General features: G+C 69.7%; 14 protein-coding genes and 2 pseudogenes. 6 read left to right on the top strand and 10 right to left on the bottom strand.

From position 1 onward, the window contains the following. Positions 1-2: 2 nt before the first annotated feature. The 5 genes and pseudogenes from CLV30_RS18980 to CLV30_RS18960 all read right to left on the bottom strand — a co-directional run bounded on the left by CLV30_RS18980 (position 3) and on the right by CLV30_RS18960 (position 4,795). Positions 3-991 (bottom strand): annotated as a pseudogene (locus CLV30_RS18980) (TIGR03557 family F420-dependent LLM class oxidoreductase). Between the two features lie 181 nt (positions 992-1,172). Continuing rightward, positions 1,173-2,420: an alanine racemase gene (locus CLV30_RS18975; protein ID WP_106538810.1), complete on the bottom strand. Its 1,248-nt coding sequence runs from the start codon at positions 2,418-2,420 to the stop codon at positions 1,173-1,175. Further along, positions 2,417-2,794 (bottom strand): RidA family protein, encoded by a 378-nt coding sequence (locus CLV30_RS18970; protein ID WP_106538809.1) that lies wholly within the window; start codon positions 2,792-2,794, stop codon positions 2,417-2,419. Before CLV30_RS18970 ends, CLV30_RS18975 begins: the two co-directional genes overlap by 4 nt. A 52-nt stretch (positions 2,795-2,846) precedes the next feature. Continuing rightward, on the bottom strand, positions 2,847-3,626 hold the full coding sequence (locus CLV30_RS18965; protein ID WP_106538808.1) for a GntR family transcriptional regulator: 780 nt from the start codon (positions 3,624-3,626) through the stop codon (positions 2,847-2,849). Then, positions 3,623-4,795, bottom strand: a complete 1,173-nt coding sequence (locus tag CLV30_RS18960) for a M20 family metallopeptidase (RefSeq protein ID WP_165358640.1) — start codon at positions 4,793-4,795, stop codon at positions 3,623-3,625. Before CLV30_RS18960 ends, CLV30_RS18965 begins: the two co-directional genes overlap by 4 nt. Before the next feature lie 338 nt (positions 4,796-5,133). Between CLV30_RS18960 and CLV30_RS18955 the strand changes: the two genes are divergently transcribed. The 4 genes from CLV30_RS18955 (at position 5,134) to CLV30_RS18940 (ending at position 9,147) form a co-directional block, all read left to right on the top strand. Continuing rightward, positions 5,134-6,171: a TRAP transporter substrate-binding protein gene (locus tag CLV30_RS18955; RefSeq protein ID WP_106538806.1), complete on the top strand. Its 1,038-nt coding sequence runs from the start codon at positions 5,134-5,136 to the stop codon at positions 6,169-6,171. Between the two features lie 69 nt (positions 6,172-6,240). Beyond that, positions 6,241-6,783 (top strand): TRAP transporter small permease, encoded by a 543-nt coding sequence (locus CLV30_RS18950; protein WP_106538805.1) that lies wholly within the window; start codon positions 6,241-6,243, stop codon positions 6,781-6,783. Then, positions 6,780-8,054: a TRAP transporter large permease gene (locus CLV30_RS18945; protein WP_106538804.1), complete on the top strand. Its 1,275-nt coding sequence runs from the start codon at positions 6,780-6,782 to the stop codon at positions 8,052-8,054. The genes CLV30_RS18950 and CLV30_RS18945 overlap by 4 nt, the downstream gene beginning before the upstream one ends. Before the next feature lie 88 nt (positions 8,055-8,142). Then, positions 8,143-9,147 carry an aminotransferase class V-fold PLP-dependent enzyme gene (locus tag CLV30_RS18940; protein WP_165358639.1) on the top strand — a complete coding sequence of 335 codons (1,005 nt, stop codon included), beginning with the start codon at positions 8,143-8,145 and terminating at the stop codon, positions 9,145-9,147. A 60-nt stretch (positions 9,148-9,207) separates the two neighbouring features. Here CLV30_RS18940 and CLV30_RS18935 read toward each other — a convergent pair whose 3' ends face one another. Continuing rightward, positions 9,208-10,107 (bottom strand): SDR family oxidoreductase, encoded by a 900-nt coding sequence (locus CLV30_RS18935; protein ID WP_106538802.1) that lies wholly within the window; start codon positions 10,105-10,107, stop codon positions 9,208-9,210. An 86-nt stretch (positions 10,108-10,193) separates the two neighbouring features. Here CLV30_RS18935 and CLV30_RS18930 point away from each other — a divergent pair, with 86 nt between their 5' ends. Together CLV30_RS18930 and CLV30_RS18925 are read left to right on the top strand one after the other, a co-directional pair. Beyond that, positions 10,194-10,751: a TetR family transcriptional regulator gene (locus tag CLV30_RS18930; RefSeq protein ID WP_106538801.1), complete on the top strand. Its 558-nt coding sequence runs from the start codon at positions 10,194-10,196 to the stop codon at positions 10,749-10,751. Between the two features lie 63 nt (positions 10,752-10,814). Beyond that, entirely contained in the window at positions 10,815-11,174 is a 360-nt protein-coding gene (locus tag CLV30_RS18925) for an SdpI family protein (protein ID WP_165358638.1), read from the top strand. A 529-nt stretch (positions 11,175-11,703) separates the two neighbouring features. Here the strand turns inward: CLV30_RS18925 and CLV30_RS18920 are convergent. From CLV30_RS18920 to CLV30_RS18900, 4 genes and pseudogenes are all read right to left on the bottom strand, one after another. Further along, complete coding sequence (locus CLV30_RS18920; RefSeq protein WP_129711025.1) at positions 11,704-16,245, bottom strand: S8 family serine peptidase; 4,542 nt, start codon at positions 16,243-16,245, stop codon at positions 11,704-11,706. Between the two features lie 349 nt (positions 16,246-16,594). Further along, on the bottom strand, positions 16,595-18,328 hold the full coding sequence (locus tag CLV30_RS18910; protein ID WP_170119651.1) for an IlvD/Edd family dehydratase: 1,734 nt from the start codon (positions 18,326-18,328) through the stop codon (positions 16,595-16,597). A gap of 97 nt (positions 18,329-18,425) precedes the next feature. After that, positions 18,426-19,055 (bottom strand): annotated as a pseudogene (gene ribB, locus CLV30_RS18905) (3,4-dihydroxy-2-butanone-4-phosphate synthase); the annotation flags it as partial. Next, a complete protein-coding gene (locus CLV30_RS18900) occupies positions 19,052-19,975 on the bottom strand; it encodes a sugar-binding transcriptional regulator (protein WP_205740880.1) in 924 nt (307 codons plus the stop codon). The pseudogene ribB and the gene CLV30_RS18900, both read right to left, overlap by 4 nt. Positions 19,976-20,096 lie beyond the last annotated feature (121 nt).

The following is a 20,096-nucleotide window of genomic DNA, read 5'->3' as shown; positions in this document are numbered from 1 at the left end:
GGTCATCCGGTGGGACGTCCACGCTCGGCAGCCGGAGCGTCGGCGCGGACGCGGTCGCCGAGCTCGTCACGGAACGCGTCGATGAACCCGTCCGGGTCGGGACCGGCGTTCATGAACGCGATCCGGTCGAACCCGGCCTCGAGGTACGGTCGCGTCGCCTCCAGGACGGCCGAAGCGTCCGGTCCACAGGCGAAGGACGCGGCGATGTCCTCGGGACGCACCGTGGCTGTCGCGGCTTCGAAGTTGGCCGGGTTCGGCAGCTCGCTCATGACCGGCCACCCGGTCACCGCCCAGCGTGACGTCCGCAGTGCCGCCTGCACAGCGGTGTCGTGGTCGCGCGCCCACGAGACGGGAACCTCCGCGTACGTCGGGCCGGACCCGCCGGCCGTCCGGTAGGCGTCGACGAGATCGGGATCCGCCTCGGTCGCGAACAGTCCGTCCCCGAGTTCCGCGGCCAGCCTGGCGGCATTGCGCCCTCCGGCCGCGACCACGATCGGCGGCGCGGTTGCCGGGAGGTCGAACACCCTCGCGTCCTCCAACCGCAGGTACCGGCCGTCGTAGGACCGTATCCGCCGGACCACAACAGCCGAATGATCTCCAACGCCTCGCGCAGCATCGCCTGCCGTTCGGCCGCGGCGGGGAACCCCCTGCCGACGACATGCTCGTTGAGGCGCTCACCCGCCCCGACACCCAGGCTGAACCTGCCGTCGGACATCAGCGCGAGGGTCGCCCCGGACTGCGCGACGACCGCCGGGTGATATCGGACCGTCGGGCAGGTCACGCCGGTCGCCAGCCCGATGCTTCGCGTGTTCGCCGCGATACCGCCGAGTACCGTCCAGGCGGACGGCGAGTGGCCCTGTACGTCCAGCCACGGGTGGAAGTGGTCACTGATCTCGATGAAGTCGAACCCGGCGGCCTCGGCACGCACCGCCTGTCGAACCAGCTCCTTCGGCCCGTAGGACTCCGCCAGGAGCTTGTACCCCACCTGCATCGCATCTCCCAACCGGCGCTGCGCGTTTGCGCTGGCGGCACCCGAGCGGGCCACGCACAAACCCGGCACCGCCGGCGCGGCTCGTCGCACGACGGCCGTCGCACGATGGCCGTCGCACGCCGGGCGGGTCCGGTCTCCGCGGCCCGATGGCCGACGGAGCCGGATCCGGGAGATGCAGGTTCTAAAAGTGGGTCTCGATCCCCCCGACGACGGTCCCCTCGTCGTCGACGACGGGCATCGCGCGCCACTTGTCGAAGGCGGTGCACGGGTGCGAGATTCCGCAGCCCAGCCAGCTGCCCGGCGCGAGCCGGCGATCGGCGGGGACGCGCACGAAGGCGTGCTGGTCGTTCAGTTGCGTCACGGTCAGGTCGGTGGCCGGTTCGCCGCCCGTCCCGTCCGCGGCCCGGGTCTCCAACGGAATCGGATAGCCCTGGTCGAACGGGGCGTCGCGGCGGCCGAAGTCGGCCACGGCGAGTTCGGGTTCCGGCCGGGACAGCACCCGCCCCCACAGCTGCAGGGCGGGTTCGAACCGATAGGCCGAACCCGGCTGCTCGAACGGCGAGGTCCGCTGGTACATGCCGTGGTCGTGAGTGACGTAGGCGCCGCTGCGCAGCAGCACCTGCGCGGGCCGTCCCGCCAGCTGCGTGCCGGCGAGCGAATCGGCCACGAGGTCGTACAGCAAGCTGCCGCCGGCGCTGACCACTGCCGGACGCTCGGAGCTCAGCAGCCCTTCGGCCGCCATCCGCTCGGCGGTGCCGCGGATCTCGGCGCAGTAGGCCGTCACCGCGGCCACGTTCTGCTCGGACCGGTCTCCTCCGACGGCGCCCTCGTACCCGGACACGCCCCGCAACCGCAGGTGGGCAGCCTCGGCGACACGACGGGCGACGGCCAGCGCCTCGTCGCCGCTTCGGCAGCCCGTCCGGCCGCCCGGGACTCCCAGCTCGACGACGACGTCGAGACGTACCGAGTCCCCGCCGCGGGCAGCCAGTTCGGTCTCCAGGATGTCCACTCCGTCGGCCGAGTCGACGTAGCAGATCAGCTCGAACTCGGGGTCGGTGGCCAGCTCACTGGCGACGAAGCGGATCGCGACCGGATCGACCAGCTCGTTCGCCAGGAAGATCCGGGACACCCCGAACCGCCGGTAGGTGCGCACGTGCGCTCCGGTCGCCGCGGTGATGCCCCAGGCGCCGGCCTCGATCTGGAGCCGGAACAGTTCCGGCGACATCGTGGTCTTGCCGTGCGGCGCCAGCTCCACCCCGCGGTCGCGGCAGTACTGCGCCATGGTCGACACGTTGTGCAGGACCGCGTTCTCGCGCAGCGCCATGACGGGCGAGTGGAACTCGCCGCCGAGCAGCGGCGTGCCCGGCGGCGGGCGGTGCCCGGAGAGCTCCGGTACCGGACCCCAGCGGTCGTCACCCGGCCCGGTCATGGCTTGACGGCGACGGCGTCGATCTCGACCAGGATGTTGGCCAGCGTGCTGCCGACGGTGGTGCGCACCGGGTAGGGCTCGGCGAAGCGCTGCGCGTACACGCGGTTGTACTCGGCGACGTCCCGGTCGAGGTGCTCGAGGTGCACGGTCGTCTTCACCACGGCGTCGAGCGACAGCCCCACCGCCTCCAGGGCGGTCTGCAGGTTGGTGATGACCTGCTCGGTCTGGGCCGCGACGCCCTCCGGCACCGCGCCGGACTGTGGATCCTGCGGTCCGAACCCTGCCGTGTAGACGAACCCGCCGGCCTCGACGATCTGGCTGTAAGGGCCGGCCGGAGCAGGCAGGTTCGGGATGACGAGGGCGTTCTTCGTCATGGATTCGACGTCCTTTCTGGTTTCTCGATTGGTGTGCCGGGGAAGCCGACGGTCACGACTCGATCCGGCGGACATGCGTGACGATTTCGTACCGGTCGGCCCGGTAGCACGACTCGGCCACGTACAGGGGCGTCGCGTGTTCGTCCCGGAAGAGTTGCGCGATCCGCAACACTGGTGAGTCGACCGGGATGCGCAGTAGCTCGGCGACGTGTGGCGGCGCGGACATGGCCGAGGTTCGCCGCACGGCCGATGCCGGCGCGGCCCCCACGTCGCGCAGTCCGGCGTGCAACGAGGACTCGTAGTCCTGTGCCTTGAGCCGCGAGGCCAGGGCCACCGGCATGTGCACGGTTTCGTGGCAGATCGGCTCGTCCCCGCCGAAGCGGAGCCGCTGTGCCCGGACGATCCGGGATTCGGGTTCCATGCCGAACTCGCGAACGATGTCGTCGACCTGCGTGGTCTCTTCCAGGGCCACCAGCCGCGTCGACGGGACCATCCCCCGCGAACGCAGGTCCTCGGTGAACGAGGTCAGGGACTGGCCCTTGGCGACCACCGGATGCTGCACGAACGTGCCCCGGCCCCGTAGCCGCGTGACCACCATCTGCTCCTCCAGCCGCTCCAGTGCATGGCGCACGGTCATCCGGCTCACGCCGAACTCCGCGGCCAGTGCCTTCTCCGTGGGCAGCTGGCTCCCCGTGGGCAGCGTCTGGCTCCGGTCGGCGAGTTCGGCCGCGATCACCAGGTACTTCGGCATCGGCTGGTGATCCGCGCCGCCGGCCTCCGGAGCACTGACCGAACCGTCGTCGCGTCCATCGGTCGGGTATTGGATGGTCAAGACACCCCGCTTCGCAGGTACTCTCCGGTGAGCGCTTCGTAGAGGTCGACAGCCTGGGACAACTGCCCGACGCCGACACGTTCGTTGGGTCCGTGCGCCACGCTCAGCCAGCCGGGCCCCAGGCTGGTCACCGTGGGGATGCCGGCATCGCGCATGAAGTAGGAGGCGTCGGTGCCACCGGGGTATCCGCGTACGGCGAGCGCACCTCCGAGTACCCGGCGGGCCGCACGTTGACTCGCGGCGACGACGTCGTGGCCAGGGTCGAGCTCGACCGCCGGCATCCAGCCGAGCGATCCCGGCCGGTAGCGCACGTCCACTCCGGCAGCGCCTTTCGCCGCCTCCTCCGCCAGGCTCTGGATCTCGGCACGGACGACGTCGCGGTCCATGCCTGGGACGAGCCGCAGCTCTACGCCAACGGTGCACAGCCCCGGCCAGGTGCCGAACGCGACCCCGCCCTCGGCCAGCATCCCCGAGTTCACGGTGACGTCGCACGGCACGCGCCCGGGCTCGGAAACCGTGGGCTGGAAGGACTCGAATGCGCGCAGCACGTCGGCGGCGACCAGGACGGCGTTGCGGCCCAATGCGGGTGACAGGCCGCTGTGGCCCTGCGCGGTCCGGATGTCGATCTCGAAACAGCAGATGCCGCGGGACACCAGATGCATGGCCTCCCAGGGCTCGGTGATCCCGCTCGGCTCGCAGATCACCATGGCGTCGATCTGCGGCATGCTCGTCCCGGCGGCGAGTGCCTGTGCCCCGGCAGCGGAGCCCTGCTCCTCGTCGGCGGTCAGCACCAGGGAGAGGCTGCCGGAGGGACCGTCCTCCGCGAAGCGGCGCATCGCCAGCAGCATCGCGGCCACCGCGCCCTTCATGTCCGAGGAACCGAGCCCGTAGGCGTCGCCGTCGACGACGGTGAGCTCGAACGGGTCCGTGTGCCACTGGTCGCGGGCGTCCCCGACCGGCTTGGTGTCGACATGTCCCGACAAGGCGAGGTGCCGGCCCGGACCGCGGTCGACGGTGACGACGAGGTTCGGACGACCCGCGACCGGTTCGACGACACGCGCCGGCAATCCGAACGTCGCACAGACCTCACGAAGGTGCGCGACGATCTCCCGTTCTCCCACCCCGGGGTTCTGCGAATCGATGGCGACCAGGGTACGAGTGAAGTCCAAGACGTCCAAGATCGAAACTCCGTGTGGTGTTGGGACGAATGACCTCAACCAGCCAAGGTCTAGACAATAGACCTATCAGGTTCGGCCGGGCGAAGCAATCTCGCAGTCGCCGCGCGAGCCCGGCACCAACGCCGGGGTCGCGGCCGACAATAGGGCGCTCACCTGCATAGACACCATGATCGCCGGAACGGCGAAGTGGCCCGTCGATGGGCTTTCACGCCGGAGTTCGACACCCAGCCGCAGTCGGCCAACTAACACGAACCGTTGACTAGGACTAGACCATATGCTTCTCTTTCGGAGTTCAGCCAGAACCCGTGAAGCAGGCCCTTGGAGGATCAATGCGCACGTCTCGGACCCACCTTCGGGCTCGGCTCTTCGGAGCCGTCGCTCTGTCCGCACTCCTGGCTCTGACAGCCTGTGGCGGCTCCGACGGCGGCAGCGGCGACTCCTACACCTGGCGGCTGGGCTTCAACACCAACGAGAGCTCGGTACGCGCCGCGGCCGCCGAGAAGTTCAAGGAGATCGTGGAGGAGGAAAGCAACGGCCGCATCACCATCGAGATCTTCCCCGCGGAAGCGCTGGGCAGTGAGCAGGAGATGCTCAACGGCGTCAAGACCGGCAGCCTGGAGCTGCAGATGGCCGGCGGCGGCAGCATGCAGAACATCGTGCCCGAGTACGCGATCATGACTCTGCCGTTCATGGTGCAGAGCTTCGACGAGGCTTACGCCCTTCTCGACGGCCCCATCGGGCAGGGGTGGAAGAAGCAGGCCGAGGAGCAGGGCTACAAGGTGCTCTCCCACCACGACCTCGGCTTCGCCCAGATCACCAACAACGTCCGGCCGATCCGTACACCCGAGGACCTCGAGGGCATCGCGATGCGTAGCCCCGACGAGCCGACGTCGATCGCCACGTTCGAGGCCATGGGCGCCAACGTCAGCACGCTACCGTTCACCGAGGTCTACCCGGGCCTGCAGCAGGGCGTCATCGAGGGCCAGTTCAACCCGTTGGACGCCATCTACGAGACGAAATTCCACGAGGTCCAGGACCATCTGACCCTGGTCAACATCTTCTACTACCACGTCAACTTCATCATGAACCCCGACGTCTGGAACGGACTCGATCCGGAGCTCCAGGAGATCGTCCAGAAGGCGGCAGACGAGGCGCAGACCGTTTCGCGCGAACAGACTCAGCAGAACGACAAGGAGATGCTCGAGACCCTGCGCCCGGAGTTCGAGGAGATCGTCGAGGACCCGGACCTGGAAGCGTTCCGGACGGCCGTCGAACCCGCCTTCAGCGAGTTCGAGAAGATCGTCGACCCGGCGAAGATCCAGGAGGCGCGCGACTTCATCGAGGATTACCGGGCCGAGAACCAGTAACGACCGCCCGGAACCCGAGTCGTACACACCCCCGCGCCCATGCTGCGCCGGACGTGAAGCGAGAGTTCTATGAAATCGTTGCTGCGCGTGGTCGACCGCATCGTCGACGTGTTCGCCACGGTGGCGGGCCTGCTGATGGTGGCCCTGACGGTCGTCGTGACCACCGCGGTCGTGAGCCGTTACGCCTTCGACCTGCCGATCCGTTCGACGACGGAGATGTCCGGACTGATCTTCGCCTGGCTCGTCTTCCTGGCCGCGATCTCGGTGACCCATCACCAGGACAACATCGCGGTGACGTATTTCCGCTCGAAACTGCCGGCGCTGGTCGAGCGGCTGGTCGAGGCGGTCATGAAGATGATGATGCTGGTCTTCGCCGGCTACCTGACGCGATCGAGCCTGGAGCTCACGACCGCCTTGGCCGATCAGAAGCTGCCCGCCCTGCAGATCTCGACCAGCTGGCTGAACGCGTCGGTCGCCGTGGCTTTCATCGCCATCAGCGTCGTGCTGGTGGTGCAGATCGTCGTCGACCTGTTCTTCCCACACCTGCGCACGCCGGCCGAGGAGGACGAGCTCGGTGAGCGCGCCGAGGGCATGGTCGGAGGTGCCGAATGATCTGGGTCATGATCGCGACGTTCTTCGTGTTCGTCGCCCTGGGCATGCCTGTGGCCTTCGCGATGGGCTCCTCAGCTCTGCTCTACATCCTGGTCGAGGGCGTGCCCCTCGAGATCGTCTCGCAGCGGTTCCTGTCCAACACCCAGTCGTTCGCGTTCCTCGCCGTTCCGTTCTTCATACTCATGGGCAACCTGATGGTCGAGGGCCAGATAGCCCAGCGGATCATCAACGTGGTCCATGCCGGAGTGCGGCAACTGCCCGGCGGGCTGGGCTGCGTCTCGGTGGTCACCAGCATGGGGATGGCCGGCGTGTCGGGTTCGTCGGTCGCCGACGCGTCCTCGGTCGGCAGCGTGCTGATCCCGGAGATGAAGCGCAAGGGCTACAGCTCGTCTTTCGCGGCCGCGATCAACGCCTCGAGTTCGGTCGTGGGAATCATCATCCCGCCGAGCAGCACGATGATCATCATCGCCTGGCTGGCCGACCTGTCGGTCGCGGACATGTTCCTGGCCGGGATCATCCCCGGCATCCTCATCGGGCTGGCCTACCTGGCGCTGACCATCGTCACGTCGCTACGCCGCGGATATCCGCGCGGGGACCGTCCCCGGCTGAAGGAGTTCGTCGTCGACGTCCGGCGCGCGTTCTGGGCGCTGCTGCTGCCGATCGTGCTGATCTACGTGATCGTCACCGGGGTGGCCACGCCCACGGAGGCCGCCGCCATCGCCGCGGTGTACGCGTTCATCGTGTCCTTCCTGGTGTATCGGACGCTGAGTGTGCGCGGCCTCGTGCGCGCCATCAAGGGTGCGGCGTACGGCACCACGGTGATCATGCTCATCGTCTGCACCTCGACGATCTTCAGCTATGTCCTGATCAGCGAACGGGTTCCGCAATTGATCTCCGACGGACTGCTGGGCATGGGGCTGCCCGACTGGGGCATCAAGGTCGCCCTGGTGCTGGTTCTGCTGGTGGCCGGCGCGGTGATGGATCTGGTGCCGAACCTGTTCATCTTCATCCCGATCTTCTTCCCGATCGCCACCGAGCTCGGGATGGACCCGGTGCACTTCGGCATCGTGATGCTGTGCACGCTGGCGCTCGGGCTCTTCACCCCGCCGATCGGCACCACGTTGTTCATCTCCTGCCACCTGGCGAAGATCCGGATGGAACAGGTCACCAGGGATCTGGTGCCGTACTTCGCCGTGGGCGCGGCCGTCGTGTTCCTCCTGATGTTCGTCCCGGCGCTGACCACGTGGATACCAGGGCTGATCGATGGTTGACGTCATCGGCGGCGCCCAGCGGGCTTTTCCGGCGACGGCCGCGGGTTACCTGGACACGCCATCCATGGGGGTCCCTCCGGAGAGCACCGTGGCCGCGGTCGAAGATGCGCTGCGCTCGTGGTCCGCGGCGTCGGCCGGGTTCGAGCACTGGGACGTCACGCACGCGCAGTGCCGTTCCCTGATCGCACGCGAGGTGGGAACGGCCGAGACGAACGTGGCGCTGATTCCGTCGGTCGTACCCGGGGTGTCCTACGTGAGCACCCAGTTGGCCCGGCGGGGCGGCGTCCTGCTGGCGCACCGTAGCGAGTTCCGCTCCCTGCTGCTGCCTGCGATGCAGGCGTACGGCGAGGAACGGGTGCGCTGGGTCGACGGGCCGTACGTGGCCGCGACGTTCGCCGACGCCCTCGACCACGACGTCTCCGCCGTGGTCGTCTCGACGGTCGGTTCGCACGATGGCTCACGGGTCGACCTGCCAGGGCTGCTGGACGCCTGTCACCAGGCCGGCGCCGAGTTGGTCGTCGATGCGACCCAGTCCCTCGGCGTGATCGCGCTCGACGTGCCGGCGGAGGCACCGGCGGCGATCGTCGCAGCCGGCTACAAGGGCCTGCTCGCACCACGGGGTACCGGCTACGGCATCGTCCGGCCGGACCTGACCGACGACGTGCCGGCGCATCCCAGCCCGTACGGGATGGCCGACACCAGCGTCGTCGGCCCGTACGGGCCGCCGTTGCTCCCGTTCACCGGGGCCGCCCGGCTCGATCAGTCGCCGGCGTGGTTCAGCTGGGTCGGCGCGCGTGCGGGCCTGGAGTTCCTGGGTGGTATCCCCGTCGCCGCGCGCGAAGAGCACTCGCTCCGGCTGGCTCGGCGGCTTCACGACGGGCTCGCGGACGCCGGTTTCCCGGTGGTCGACGGCGACCGGCCGAGTCCCGTCGTCAGCCTGCCCGTCCAGGCGCCCGGCGACGTACTCGCCGACCTGGAACGGGCAGGCGTGCGCGCAGCGGTCCGCCGCGGCATGCTGCGCATGGGGTTCCATCTGTACGTCACGGACGAGGCCGTGGACACGGCGTTGGACGTGCTCGTCCGGCATCGGTAGGAGCGTGCCGGCCCCGCGTCACGCTGTGGTGGAGGTCGGCTGCCGGCCGGCGAGAACTGCTCACGCCGACTGGGCGTAGGCCCCCGCGGCGATGTCCTCGAGCAGCGTGGGGCCGGTGGGCGTCCAGTCCAGCAGTTCCTGGGTACGAGCGCTCGACGCGAAGAGGTCGGCTCCGAAGAATCCCGCGATCCAGCCGAAGTGCGCCTGAGCGTCGTCCGGTGCGACCGACACCGTCGGCACCCCCAGGTGGTCGCCGATCGCCGCAGCGATGTCGCGGGAAGGGAGCCCGGTCTCGGCCACCGCGTGCATCCGGGAACCCGCCGGAGCCTTCTCGAGTGCGAGCCGGACCATCCGGGCGGCGTCGGAACGGTGCACGGCCGACCAGCGGGTCGAGCCGTCGCCGACGTAGCCGGCCGCCCCGTGTTCCTTCGCGATCGTCGTCAACACTGCCGTGAAGCCGTGATCACCCATGCCGTGCACGGTCGGGGCGAAGCGCAGCGCCACGGGACGGACCCCGCGGTACGCGTAGGACAGGGCGAGGTTCTCGCTGCCACCTCGCGGCGAGTCGGCGCCGTGGAACGGTGATGGATCGTCTTCGGTCAGCAGTCGTCCGCCGCTGTTTCCCCCGACCCCCGAGGCGAGCATGAACGGCCGATCGCTGCCCTCGAGCGTGTCGAGCATCCGCTGGACGGCGGCGTGCTCAGTGTGGCCGGCGCCGGCAGGGTTGGTGAAGTCGTGCTTGAAGGCGAGGTGAATGACCCCGTCCGCCGCAGTGGCGGCCGCGGCCAGGCTGTCGAGATCGTCGAGGCTGCCGCGATGGGCTTTGGCGCCCTTCGTCTCGAGGGCAGCGACGGCCTCGTCGGAGCGTGCGAGGCCGATGACGTCGTAGCCGTGGGTGAGGAGCTCGTCGGTGACGGCCGAGCCGATCCAGCCGGACGCACCAGTGACGAAGAGACGCATGACGGTTTCCTTCCTGGGTGATGTCAGTGCCTGACATCGACGGTAGCACGCGATGTCAGCGACTGTCATCATCTAGACTGCACGGCATGGGTCGTTGGGAGCCGGACGCGGAGGGGCGGATGATCCGTGCGGCGATGGACCTCTTCGACGAACGCGGGTTCGAGCAGACGACCGCCGGCGACATCGCCGAGCGTGCCGGCGTCACCGAGCGCACCTTCTTCCGGCACTTCGCCGACAAGCGCGAGGTCCTCTTCGACGGTTCCAAGACGATGGAGTGCACGGCGCACGACGCGATACTCGCCGCGCCCGCCGGCCACTCGCCGCTCGACGCGGCGCTGGCCGGGATGGTCGCGGCCGGCGAACTGCTCGAGGACCGCCGCGAGCACGCCGTGCGCCGCTCCCGGATCGTCGCGGCCAACCCGAGCCTGCAGGAACGCGAACTGCTCAAGCTCGCGGGGGTGGTCGAAGTGACGGCCGAGGCGTTGCGCATCCGCGGGGTCAGCGAGCCCAGTGCCGCCCTCGCCGGTCACAGCGCCGTGACCGTCTTCCAGGTCGCGTTCACGCGCTGGGTCTCGGCGCAGCAGCCCCTCGCCCTCACCGACTGCATCGCCGAGAACGCGGCGGCGCTACGTGCCTTGAAGTGACCGTTTCGGCGAATTCACGAGGTAGGTGCGTTGGAAGTGGTCGGAGGATTCGTCGTCTTCGCCGTGGGACTGCTCGGCCTGGCGGTCGTCCTGCATTCGGTCAACAGAGCAATCGTCGGCGGCAACCTGGAGCGCAACGCCGCCGTAGGGGTCAGGACCAAGGTCACCAAATCCTCCGACGTGGCTTGGCACGCCGGACACCTCGCGGCAGCGCCCTCGCTGCTCGCCGCCGCACGTACCGGTTACGTCGCCGGTGCAGCAACGGCAGTAGCCGCGCTCGTGCCGGCACTCACGGGGAGGCCCTACCCCGCTCTGCTGGTCATTCCCTGCTGCGCGACGGTGACGTTGGTCGTGCTACTGCTGATCGGCACCCGTAAGGCGAACGAGGCAGGACGAGACGCCGCCGACGACAGCGGCAGCTGAGCCGGCCTCGCCGCAGTGCAGGAGCTCGACGGCCTGATGTTCGACCGCGGCAGCCTCGTCTGAGCCGGGAGACGCGGCGCTCGGTGTGGGGATCTGGGCGCACCTCGGTGAGAAAACTGACGGATGGCGCGGGTTTTCGTGTCGGATGCGTCGTTTTTCTCACCGAGGTGTGTTCAGGTCCCTGAGGTGAGGTCTGCCAACCAACGCCGGGTGAGGGACGGGCCCGTTGTCCACACGTACGAGGATCGCCGTTAGTGGACACCACGGCCTGGACGACACCACCCGCCAGACTCGTCGACCACGCCACCAGGGGGCCACCTCGCCACGCTCGACGGTGACCTCGTCGGGCTCAGCTGGCATCACCGTGGACGTCATCTGGCCCGACGGCGCCGTCCGCTGATGCCGCCCGCACAGTGGTCGTCAGCGTGACCGGCCGAACCGCGGAAATGACGGTTCGACGGCACATCCTTCGGATGCGGCTTGGCGCGGGGATGCTGGCTGATCATGGCCGCGCAGATCTGCTGTGGAGTCACCCGCCGAGCGAGCGCTGGACGAGACGCAACGTCGCCAGGCCCGGCGTCCGGTCGGCGTTGTCCGGGCGCACGACGACGTCCAGGTCGCCGCCGTCGTGCTGCGTGGTGACGGTGCGCTGAAGCGCGCTGAGCCCGCCCACTTCCGCCGCGACGTCCAGGTCGTCGACCACGACCCGTCCGTCCACGAGCACGTCGACGATGCGACCGCCCGGCCTCGGGTTCGGCTGCCGGTCCACGAACCCGAGAGCGACGTCGAAGCTCCCCGCGGGCACGTCCCGGAACGTATAGGCGACGGCGCCGATCTGCATGGTGCGGAAGAGCGCGTCCTCGTCCGTGCCTGCGATCTCCTTCTTGGTGGTCTTGACCTCGGAAGTGTCCGTCCACCCCCAGGCATGCTCGCCGTCCGGGAGCGGGCCGGCGGGCAGCGCACGGTCGCCGGCCCACACGTTTCCGGCCGTGTCGGTGCGGCCCGGTCCGCCGACGTCGATCGCCGCGTCGTACGGGGCGACGACCTCGACGGTCACCGGCAAGCGCTGGACCGGGGCGCGCCCGGCCGACGACACCACCGCGACGTCGGTCGTGTACGTACCCGGGTCGAGCCCGGCCGTGTCGAACGTCACCGGCACGGACGCGCTCTCGCCGGGTTCGAGGGTCATGGGCGCCGGGTCTGCCGACACCCAGGCAACCGAGGCGAACTGCGGGTCTCCGACGTCGACGAGCCGGATGCGGTTCGTCGGCCGATCGACAGCCCACAGGGCCCCGGTGACGTCGGTGGCGAGGTCCAGGACGGCGCCGTCGATCACGCCCGCCGGCGCCGCGACGGTGCGCAACGTACTGCAGTCCTTCGGGTCGAGCTGGATGAACGCCTGCTCCGCCCAGTTGGAGGACATCCACAACGTGTCCGACGTCGTGTTGAACGCCAGCCCCACCGGATCCGTGTGCTCCGGTGCGCAGCGCGAGAGCAGCTCGCCGGGCGTGTCGTGGGTGGTCCCGGCGACGGTGAGGATGGCGTCGATGCTCGGGACGGCGACGTGGAACACGTCGGTCCGCGAGTCGTGCGCGATGCCGTAGACCGGGTTCGCCGACCAGACACCGGTGAGCTCGTGTGCCGGCTTCTGCTCGTCGTCGTAGCAACGGATCACGCTGGTCCGGTCGGCGCGATAGACGCTCTGACACATCGCTTCGCTCGTGCTGTCCCAGGTCAGGGCGCGCAGATCGTCGCCCGGATCGACCCGGGCGTCGTGCTCGCCGAGCAGCTCGCCCGCACGGGAGTGGCGTAGGTTCCGCGGGCTGCGGTAATGAATGTCGGAGTTCCACACCTCACCGTCGGGGTGCAGCCCGACGCCCAGCGGAGTAGCGGCATCGGAGTAGAACTGGCCGATCGCCGTGCCGCGGCTCGACGGCGCCCGCTCGGCACCCGGCGCTGACACCACCGGAGGGCTTCCGGCGACCCTGCGGCCGGTCGGCGCGGGCGGCGCGTCGAGGTCGTCGGCGGGCACCATCGTGCCCACCGATGCCGTCAGCGGCGCCGTGCCGGCGTTCCGCACCGTCAGCTCGGTGGTGACGCTCTCGCCCTGGACCAGACGCCGCGTCCAGTCGCCGCCGGTCACCTCGGCGGCGCCGGTGCGCAGCTGCGGAGACAGGTCGATCTCCTGCAGGTCCTCGGTGATGACGACCCGCTCGGTGATGCGCTCGTAGTGCTGCGGCGCGATCGACAGGTCGTACGTGCCTGGCGGCGCCGCCAGGGCGTAGCTGCCGTCGTCGCCCGTCCACATGCTGTGAGCTCTCCCGCCGCCCTCCGGGACGAGGCGCACCTCGACGTCGGCCACGGGCTCGTGGTCGAGTGCGTCGACGAGCGTGCCCGTGACCCGGCCCCACTCCGGCCGGGCGAACATGACCGACTTGCCGTCGTGGATCGCGTCAGGTGAGCTGTGCGAGTACTGGAACGCATCGGTGCCGGACGCGTTCTCGATACCGATCGTCGCGCGGACCCCGGTCAGCCACACCGGGTCGGTGTCGCCGTAGCCGAGCTCCACCCGCCCGTCGGCGTACAACGTCGCCGAGAACGTCGCCCGCGAATCGCGGAAGCTGAGCACCACGTTGCGCCACTCGACGACGAACGCCTCCGTGCCGTCCAGGGTCGTCTCGGCAGTGTAGATTCCCGACTGCTCGTCGAGGACGAAGCTGTTGTGATGGGCGAAGATCGCGGCCTTCGGGTTCCGCCGCTCGGCGGGCAACCGGAACGCCCGGTCCCACGCCCCGTCCTGCGGCAGGAACGAGATCCAGCCGCTGTCGGCGACGGTGACGTCCCGGTAGGTCTCGCCGTAGAAGGGGAACGCGAAAGGCAGCTCGGTGGTGCCGAGCTCACCGGAGTACTCCGCCTCCTCCATCGCCAGCGGGGTGTCCCCCGTCCGTACCCCGGCCGTGCCGACGGTGCAGGTGTACCCGGTGGTGTCGCTCCGCCGGTCCAGCGTGGCGTCGTGCACCGTGTCGGCGTCGACATCGACCCGGTCGGTGAGATCCTCGGTGCATCGATCACCGGTGACCTGCAGCATGTAGCTGTCCACGGGCAGGTCCTCGACCACGAACGCGCCGGTCGCGTCCGTGGTCGTCGACACGGTCGGTGCTCCGGGCGCCGACACCGTGACGGTGGCGCCGGCGATCTGCTGGTGCGCGCTGTCCTGGACGGTTCCGGACAGCGAGTACCTCGGCGAGACTTCGAGGGTGAGGTCCAGGCGTGCCGTCGCGCCGTCGGCCACCGTCACCGACGACGTCGCCGGCAGGTATCCGGGCGCTCGCGCCGTCACCGTGTGCTCACCCGGGGCTACCCGCAGGGTGAAGCGGCCTTCGGCGTCGGTCGCGGTCGAGCGGGCGTCCGGGCCTTCGCCGACGGTCACGGTCGCCCCGTCCAGAGCGGCGCCCTCAGGACCGAGCAGGGTGCCCTCGATCGCGGCAGCCTCGGTGGGTGCGGCGGCGACGAGCGCTTCCACGTCGAGCATGCCCTCGCCCCACACCTGGTTGTCGTCGGCGGTCCCGCCGCACGTGGTGTCGTCCTTGTCCCGCGCGCTGTCGTCGAGCAGCGCCCTGGTCCGGTCGACGTCGCCGACGAGCGACGGTGCGGCGCTCCAGAGCAGCGCGACGGCGCCGGCCACGTGAGGCGACGCCATCGAGGTGCCGTCGATCGGCCGGTATTCGTGGTTGGCGAACGCGGACCGCACCTGCACACCCGGCGCGGCGATGTCCGGCTTGACGGTGCCGTCCGGGCCCGTCCCGCGCGACGAGAACCCCGCGATCGCCCCCGCCTCGTCGAAGGCGCCCACCGAGTAGGCACCGTCGAGCCCGCCCGGGCGCCCCGTCGTCTCGCACAACGGCCCGGTGTTGCCGTTGGACCACACGGCGAAGATTCCGGCCGCCTCCCAGGCGCGGAGCACGTCGGGCATGACCGACCTGATCGCGGGGCCGCCTCCGCCCCAGGAGTTGTTGATGACGTGCGGACGCTGCGCGGGGTCGGCAGCCGTGCCGTCCGTCCGAGTGGGCGCGAGGAACCACTGCGCCGCCTCGAGCATGACGGCGTCGGAACCGTAGGCGAGGGCGTTCGACGCGATCCAGTCCGCACCGGGCGCGACGCCGATGTGGTTGCCCGGCCCGCCGTCTCCGACCATCGTGCCCATCGTGTGGGTGCCGTGGTAGTCGGTGTCGCACGGCTTGCCGCCGCAGAACGTCGATGGTTCCCACCAGGAGTAGTCACCGGTCACGGTGCCGTCGGCGGTCGTGCCCCGATAGCTCTCGGCAAGCGCCGGGTGGGTCACGTCCACTCCGCTGTCGATGTTCGCGACGGTGATGCCCTCGCCCGTGAAGCCCTGCGCCCAGACGTCCGGGGCGTTGATGGCCTCGACTCCCCACTCGGCCTCGTCGCCCGGCGAGTCGTCCGCGGTGGTGTCCGCCGGACCGACCTCGACCGGCTCCTCCAGCGCGAACGTCGTGGTCTCGGCGATCGCCTCGACCTCGTCGGAGGTGGCGAGCTCTTCCGCGAGCTCCTCGTCACCGCCCTCGACCAGGACGGCGTTCGCCGCCCAGTACGACTCGTGGGCGACGTCGGCCGCTTCGAGCTGGGCCACGACACCGGCCTGGCTCTCCTCGGCCGCGGCGCGCAACGTGTCGACGACGTACCGGCCGCGCTCGGCCCAGTCGGTGATCTCAGCCGCGGCGCTGAGGTCCGGCTGGTCGGCGAAGCGTACCCAGTAGTCGGTCTCCGGCTGCTCCCGCAGGGCGGCCTTCACGCCTGCCGTGAGCTTGTCCTCGGGAGCCGTCGCCGCGGCGTCCGTCGACCGCGGCGTGGAGGGTGCGAGGGACGAGGTCGATGCGGCCGGCCCGGTCGGCGCGGCCGGCCCGGTAGACGCGGCTGGCCCGGTCGGCGCGGTTGGTGACTCGGCGGCCGGACCGGCGCCGGCCGTGAGGACTCCACCGGCGGTGAGCACGGCGACGGCGGCCATGGTGGCGGCGGTCCGGGTGGCGCGAGCAGGGTCTCGTGGGCGCATGACGTCCTCCGGCCGGCGGCTGATGAGTCCCGTGGCACGGCGTCGCGCCCTTGGGTGTGGTGAAACCTAGAAGCCCGGGTCAGCAGCCACAAGGCCGTGACGACTGCCGAAACGCGTAAGTGCGCAGTTGAGAACACTCGTGGTGAGGACTCCCTAGAGCCGGGCCGCAACCCTGCACCCCTGGACACGCCGCTCCGCCTACCAGTCGGCCATCCGGGTTTCTACGACCACGACCGGGACGGGCTACCGACACCCAAGGCCTACGGGTGTTCGGTCGTCGTCGAACCGGCGGCCACGACGACCGGCGAACCGAGGACGTGACGCAGCTGAACGAGGTGCCCTGGAAACGTCAGTGGGACTCACGCGGGACCGCCGCGCCGCGGGCGCCCACCAGGAAGTCGAAGTCGGCGCCCTGGTCGGCCTGCAGCACGTGCTGGATGTACAGCCAGCCGTAGCCGGAGGCATGCGCCGGTTCCGGCTGTTTCCACACCGCCCGCCGACGCTGCAACTCGTCGTCGGACACCTCGACCGTCAGCGAACGCGCCGGCACGTCGAGCGTCACGGCGTCGCCGGTGCGCACGAGCGCCAACGGACCGCCCACCGCCGCCTCCGGCGTCACGTGCAGCACGACGGTGCCGTAGCCGGTGCCGCTCATCCGGCCGTCACAGATGCGCACCATGTCGGTGACCCCGGCGCGCAGCAGCTTCGTGGGGACGGGGACGTTGGCGACCTCCGGCATACCGGGGTAGCCACTCGGGCCGGCACCGCGGATGACGATGACGTCGTCGGCGGCGATGTCGAGGTCGGGGTCGTCGCAGACGGAGTGGTAGTCCTCGGGGGTGTCGAACACGACCGCCCTGCCGGTGTGCCGTAGCAGCCCCGGTGAGGCGGCCGACTGCTTGATCACGGCGCCACCCGGCGCGAGGTTGCCGCGAAGCACCGCGGTGCCGGTTCCCGCCGCCTGCAACGGTTCGGCCAGCGGCCGGACGACGTCACGGTTCCAGCATTCGGCGGCGGCGACGTTCGCGCCGACGCCTTTCCCGGTGACGGTCTGCGCGTCCGCGTCGAGGAGCCCGGCCTCGGCGAGATCACGCAACACCACCGGCAGCCCGCCGGCGTAGCAGAAGTCCTCCATCAGGAATCGGCCCGACGGCATCAGGTCGACGATGGTGGGCACCGGCCGGGCCAGCTCGTCGAAGTCGTCCAGGTCGAGTTCGACGCCGAGCCGGCCGGCCAGCGCGCTCAGATGCACGATCGCGTTGGTCGACCCGCCGATGGCGGCGTTGGCGCGGATCGCGTTCTCGAACGCCGCCCGAGTCATGATGGCGCTGGGCCGCAGATCCTCCTCGACCATGGCGACGATGCGCCTGCCGGCCTCCTGCGCCACCTCGAACCGGCGCGCGTCGACAGCCGGCCACGTGGCCGAACCGGGAAGTTGCATACCCAGCGCCTCAGCCATACAGGCCATCGTGGACGCGGTGCCCATGGTCATGCAGTGCCCGTTGGACCGGGCCATGCAGCCCTCGGCGACGAAACACTCCTCCTGATTCATCCGGCCGGCCTTGAGGTCCTCCTCGAACTTCCACACATGCGTGCCGGAACCGACGTCCTGGCCGCGGAACTTGCCGTTGAGCATCGGCCCACCCGTGACCATGACGGCCGGAAGGTCGACACTGGCCGCCCCCATGAGCATGCCCGGCGTGGTCTTGTCGCAGCCGGACAACAGCACGACCCCGTCCAACGGATTCGCCCGGATGAGCTCCTCGGCCTGCATGGCCAGCAGGTTGCGGTAAAGCATCGCGGTCGGCCGCATCAGCGTCTCGCCGGTGGCCATGACCGGGAACTCCAGCGGAAAACCGCCGGCCTGCCACACTCCGTGCTTCACCGACTCGGCCACCCGGTTCAGGTGCGCGTTGCACGGGGCCAGCTCGGACCATGTGGAGGCGATGCCGATGACCGGCCGGCCATCGAACACCTCCGCTCCATAGCCCTGGTTACGCAGCCACGACCGGTAGATCATGCCGGAGCGGCCGGCCGCGCCGAACCAGGCTCGACTGCGGCGAACTTCATTCTCGAACGTCACCGGGTCACCTCCGGATACGGCACCGTAGAGTGAGCGTAACCGGCCACCGTCGGACTCACGACCCGCGGACTTGCTCGGACGAACCGTCAGGTGTGACGTGTTCGACGAGGTCAGCGATCGACACGTGGACGAGGCCGTGTAGCCGGCAGAAGGCCGCGAGGTCACCACCGCGGAGCATCTCGCCATCGGGTCCGGCCACCTCGACGATGACCCCCATGGGCGCCAACCCGGCGAGGCGGACGAGGTCGATCGCGGCCTCGGTGTGCCCGGGCCGTTCCGTGACACCCCGTGCCGCGGCAACCAGCGGGAAGACGTGTCCGGGGCGGACGAGGTCAGCCGGAAGGCTGGCCGGGCCGCGAAGGACGGCGACCGTGGTGGCGCGGTCCCGGGCCGAGATGCCCGTCGTCACTCCCGCGGCGGCGTCGACGGAGACGGTGAATGCGGTGCGGTGCGGCTCGGTGTTGTTCTGCACCATTGGCGGCAGGTCGAGCTGCGCGGCGCGCTCTGCCGTCATGGGCACGCAGATGAGACCGCGACACTGATCCATCATGAACGCGATCCATTCCGGGGTGGCGTGCTCGGCCGCCAGGACGAGGTCGCCTTCGTCTTCCCGCGATGCGGCATCGGTGACGACAACCGGCCGACCGCGCCGGATCGCCTCGACAGCGTCGAACACGCGGCCGCCGGCGACGGTCGGGGGGACGTCGCGCCGTTGGGAGGATGTCATGTTTCGAGCAGCGCGTGCGCGACGTCGACGTCGGTGATCAGGACGTTGATCCAGCGACCCTCCAGCGCTCCGTGCAGAGCGGTGAGTTTTCGCATGCCCCCGGCGACGCCGATGCGCCGGGGCACGGCGCGCAACTGTTCTGCTTGGATGCCGATGACGCGTTCGCCGAGGGAGGAGTCCACCGGGTTGCCGTCCTTGTCGAAGAACCGCATGCACACGTCTCCGACGGCACCGAGCGATCGGAGCATGTCTTGATCGTTCGGGTCCACGGCGTTGCCGCTGCTGCGTAGCAGCGGGGACGGTTCGAGGGTGCCAATGCCGACCAGGACCGTGCTGAGCTCGTCCCACAGTGCGGTGACCTTGGTCAGCAGCGGATCTGCGCTGAGCGTGTCTCGCGCGCTGGCGCTTCCGAGCAGGCACGGCGCCGCGAGGTAGATCGGATCGGCTCCGGTGGCGCTCGAGAAGGCCGTCATGATGCGGGTCGCTTCCACCTGGGCGATCGGGTCACCCATACCGCCCATGAGCTGGACGACCTTCTCCACGACGCGGCTGGACGGGGGCCGCATGGACTCGACGGTGGCGAGCAGGTTGGCGCTCCAGGTCGAGATTCCGACGATCTCGCCACCGAGCAACGTGTTCTCCAGGTAGCCGGAGGCGGCCGCGCCGATGGCCGGAATGGCCGTCTCTTCGTCGCCGGAGACGTTGACGACCACCGCTTCGAGGAGGCCGAAGCGCTGCTCCAGCTTTTCCTCGAGCTCGGTGTGGACGCCGGGCGGGGCGGACACTGTCGTCCGCACGATGCCCACCTCGGTAGCCTTCTTGAGCAGCCTCGAAACACGCGCCTGCGAGAGATGCAGCTCAGCCGCGATCTCGTTCTGGCGCATGCCGCGCGTGTGGTACATGCGGGCGATCTTCGCCATCAGTCGAAGTTGCTCGCCAGAGTGACCGGCATGCCGCGTGTTCATGGCGTCGACTCCGGTCACCCTTCCCCCTCAACATCCAGCTCGGCCCCTGGCGATCTGGTTGGGGTACCGGGCTTGA

Origin of the sequence: Haloactinopolyspora alba (genome assembly GCF_003014555.1) — a bacterium.
GTDB lineage: Bacteria > Actinomycetota > Actinomycetes > Jiangellales > Jiangellaceae > Haloactinopolyspora > Haloactinopolyspora alba.
The sequence above is the reverse complement of the archived record's forward strand: the minus strand, read 5'-3'. Positions and strand labels throughout refer to the sequence as shown.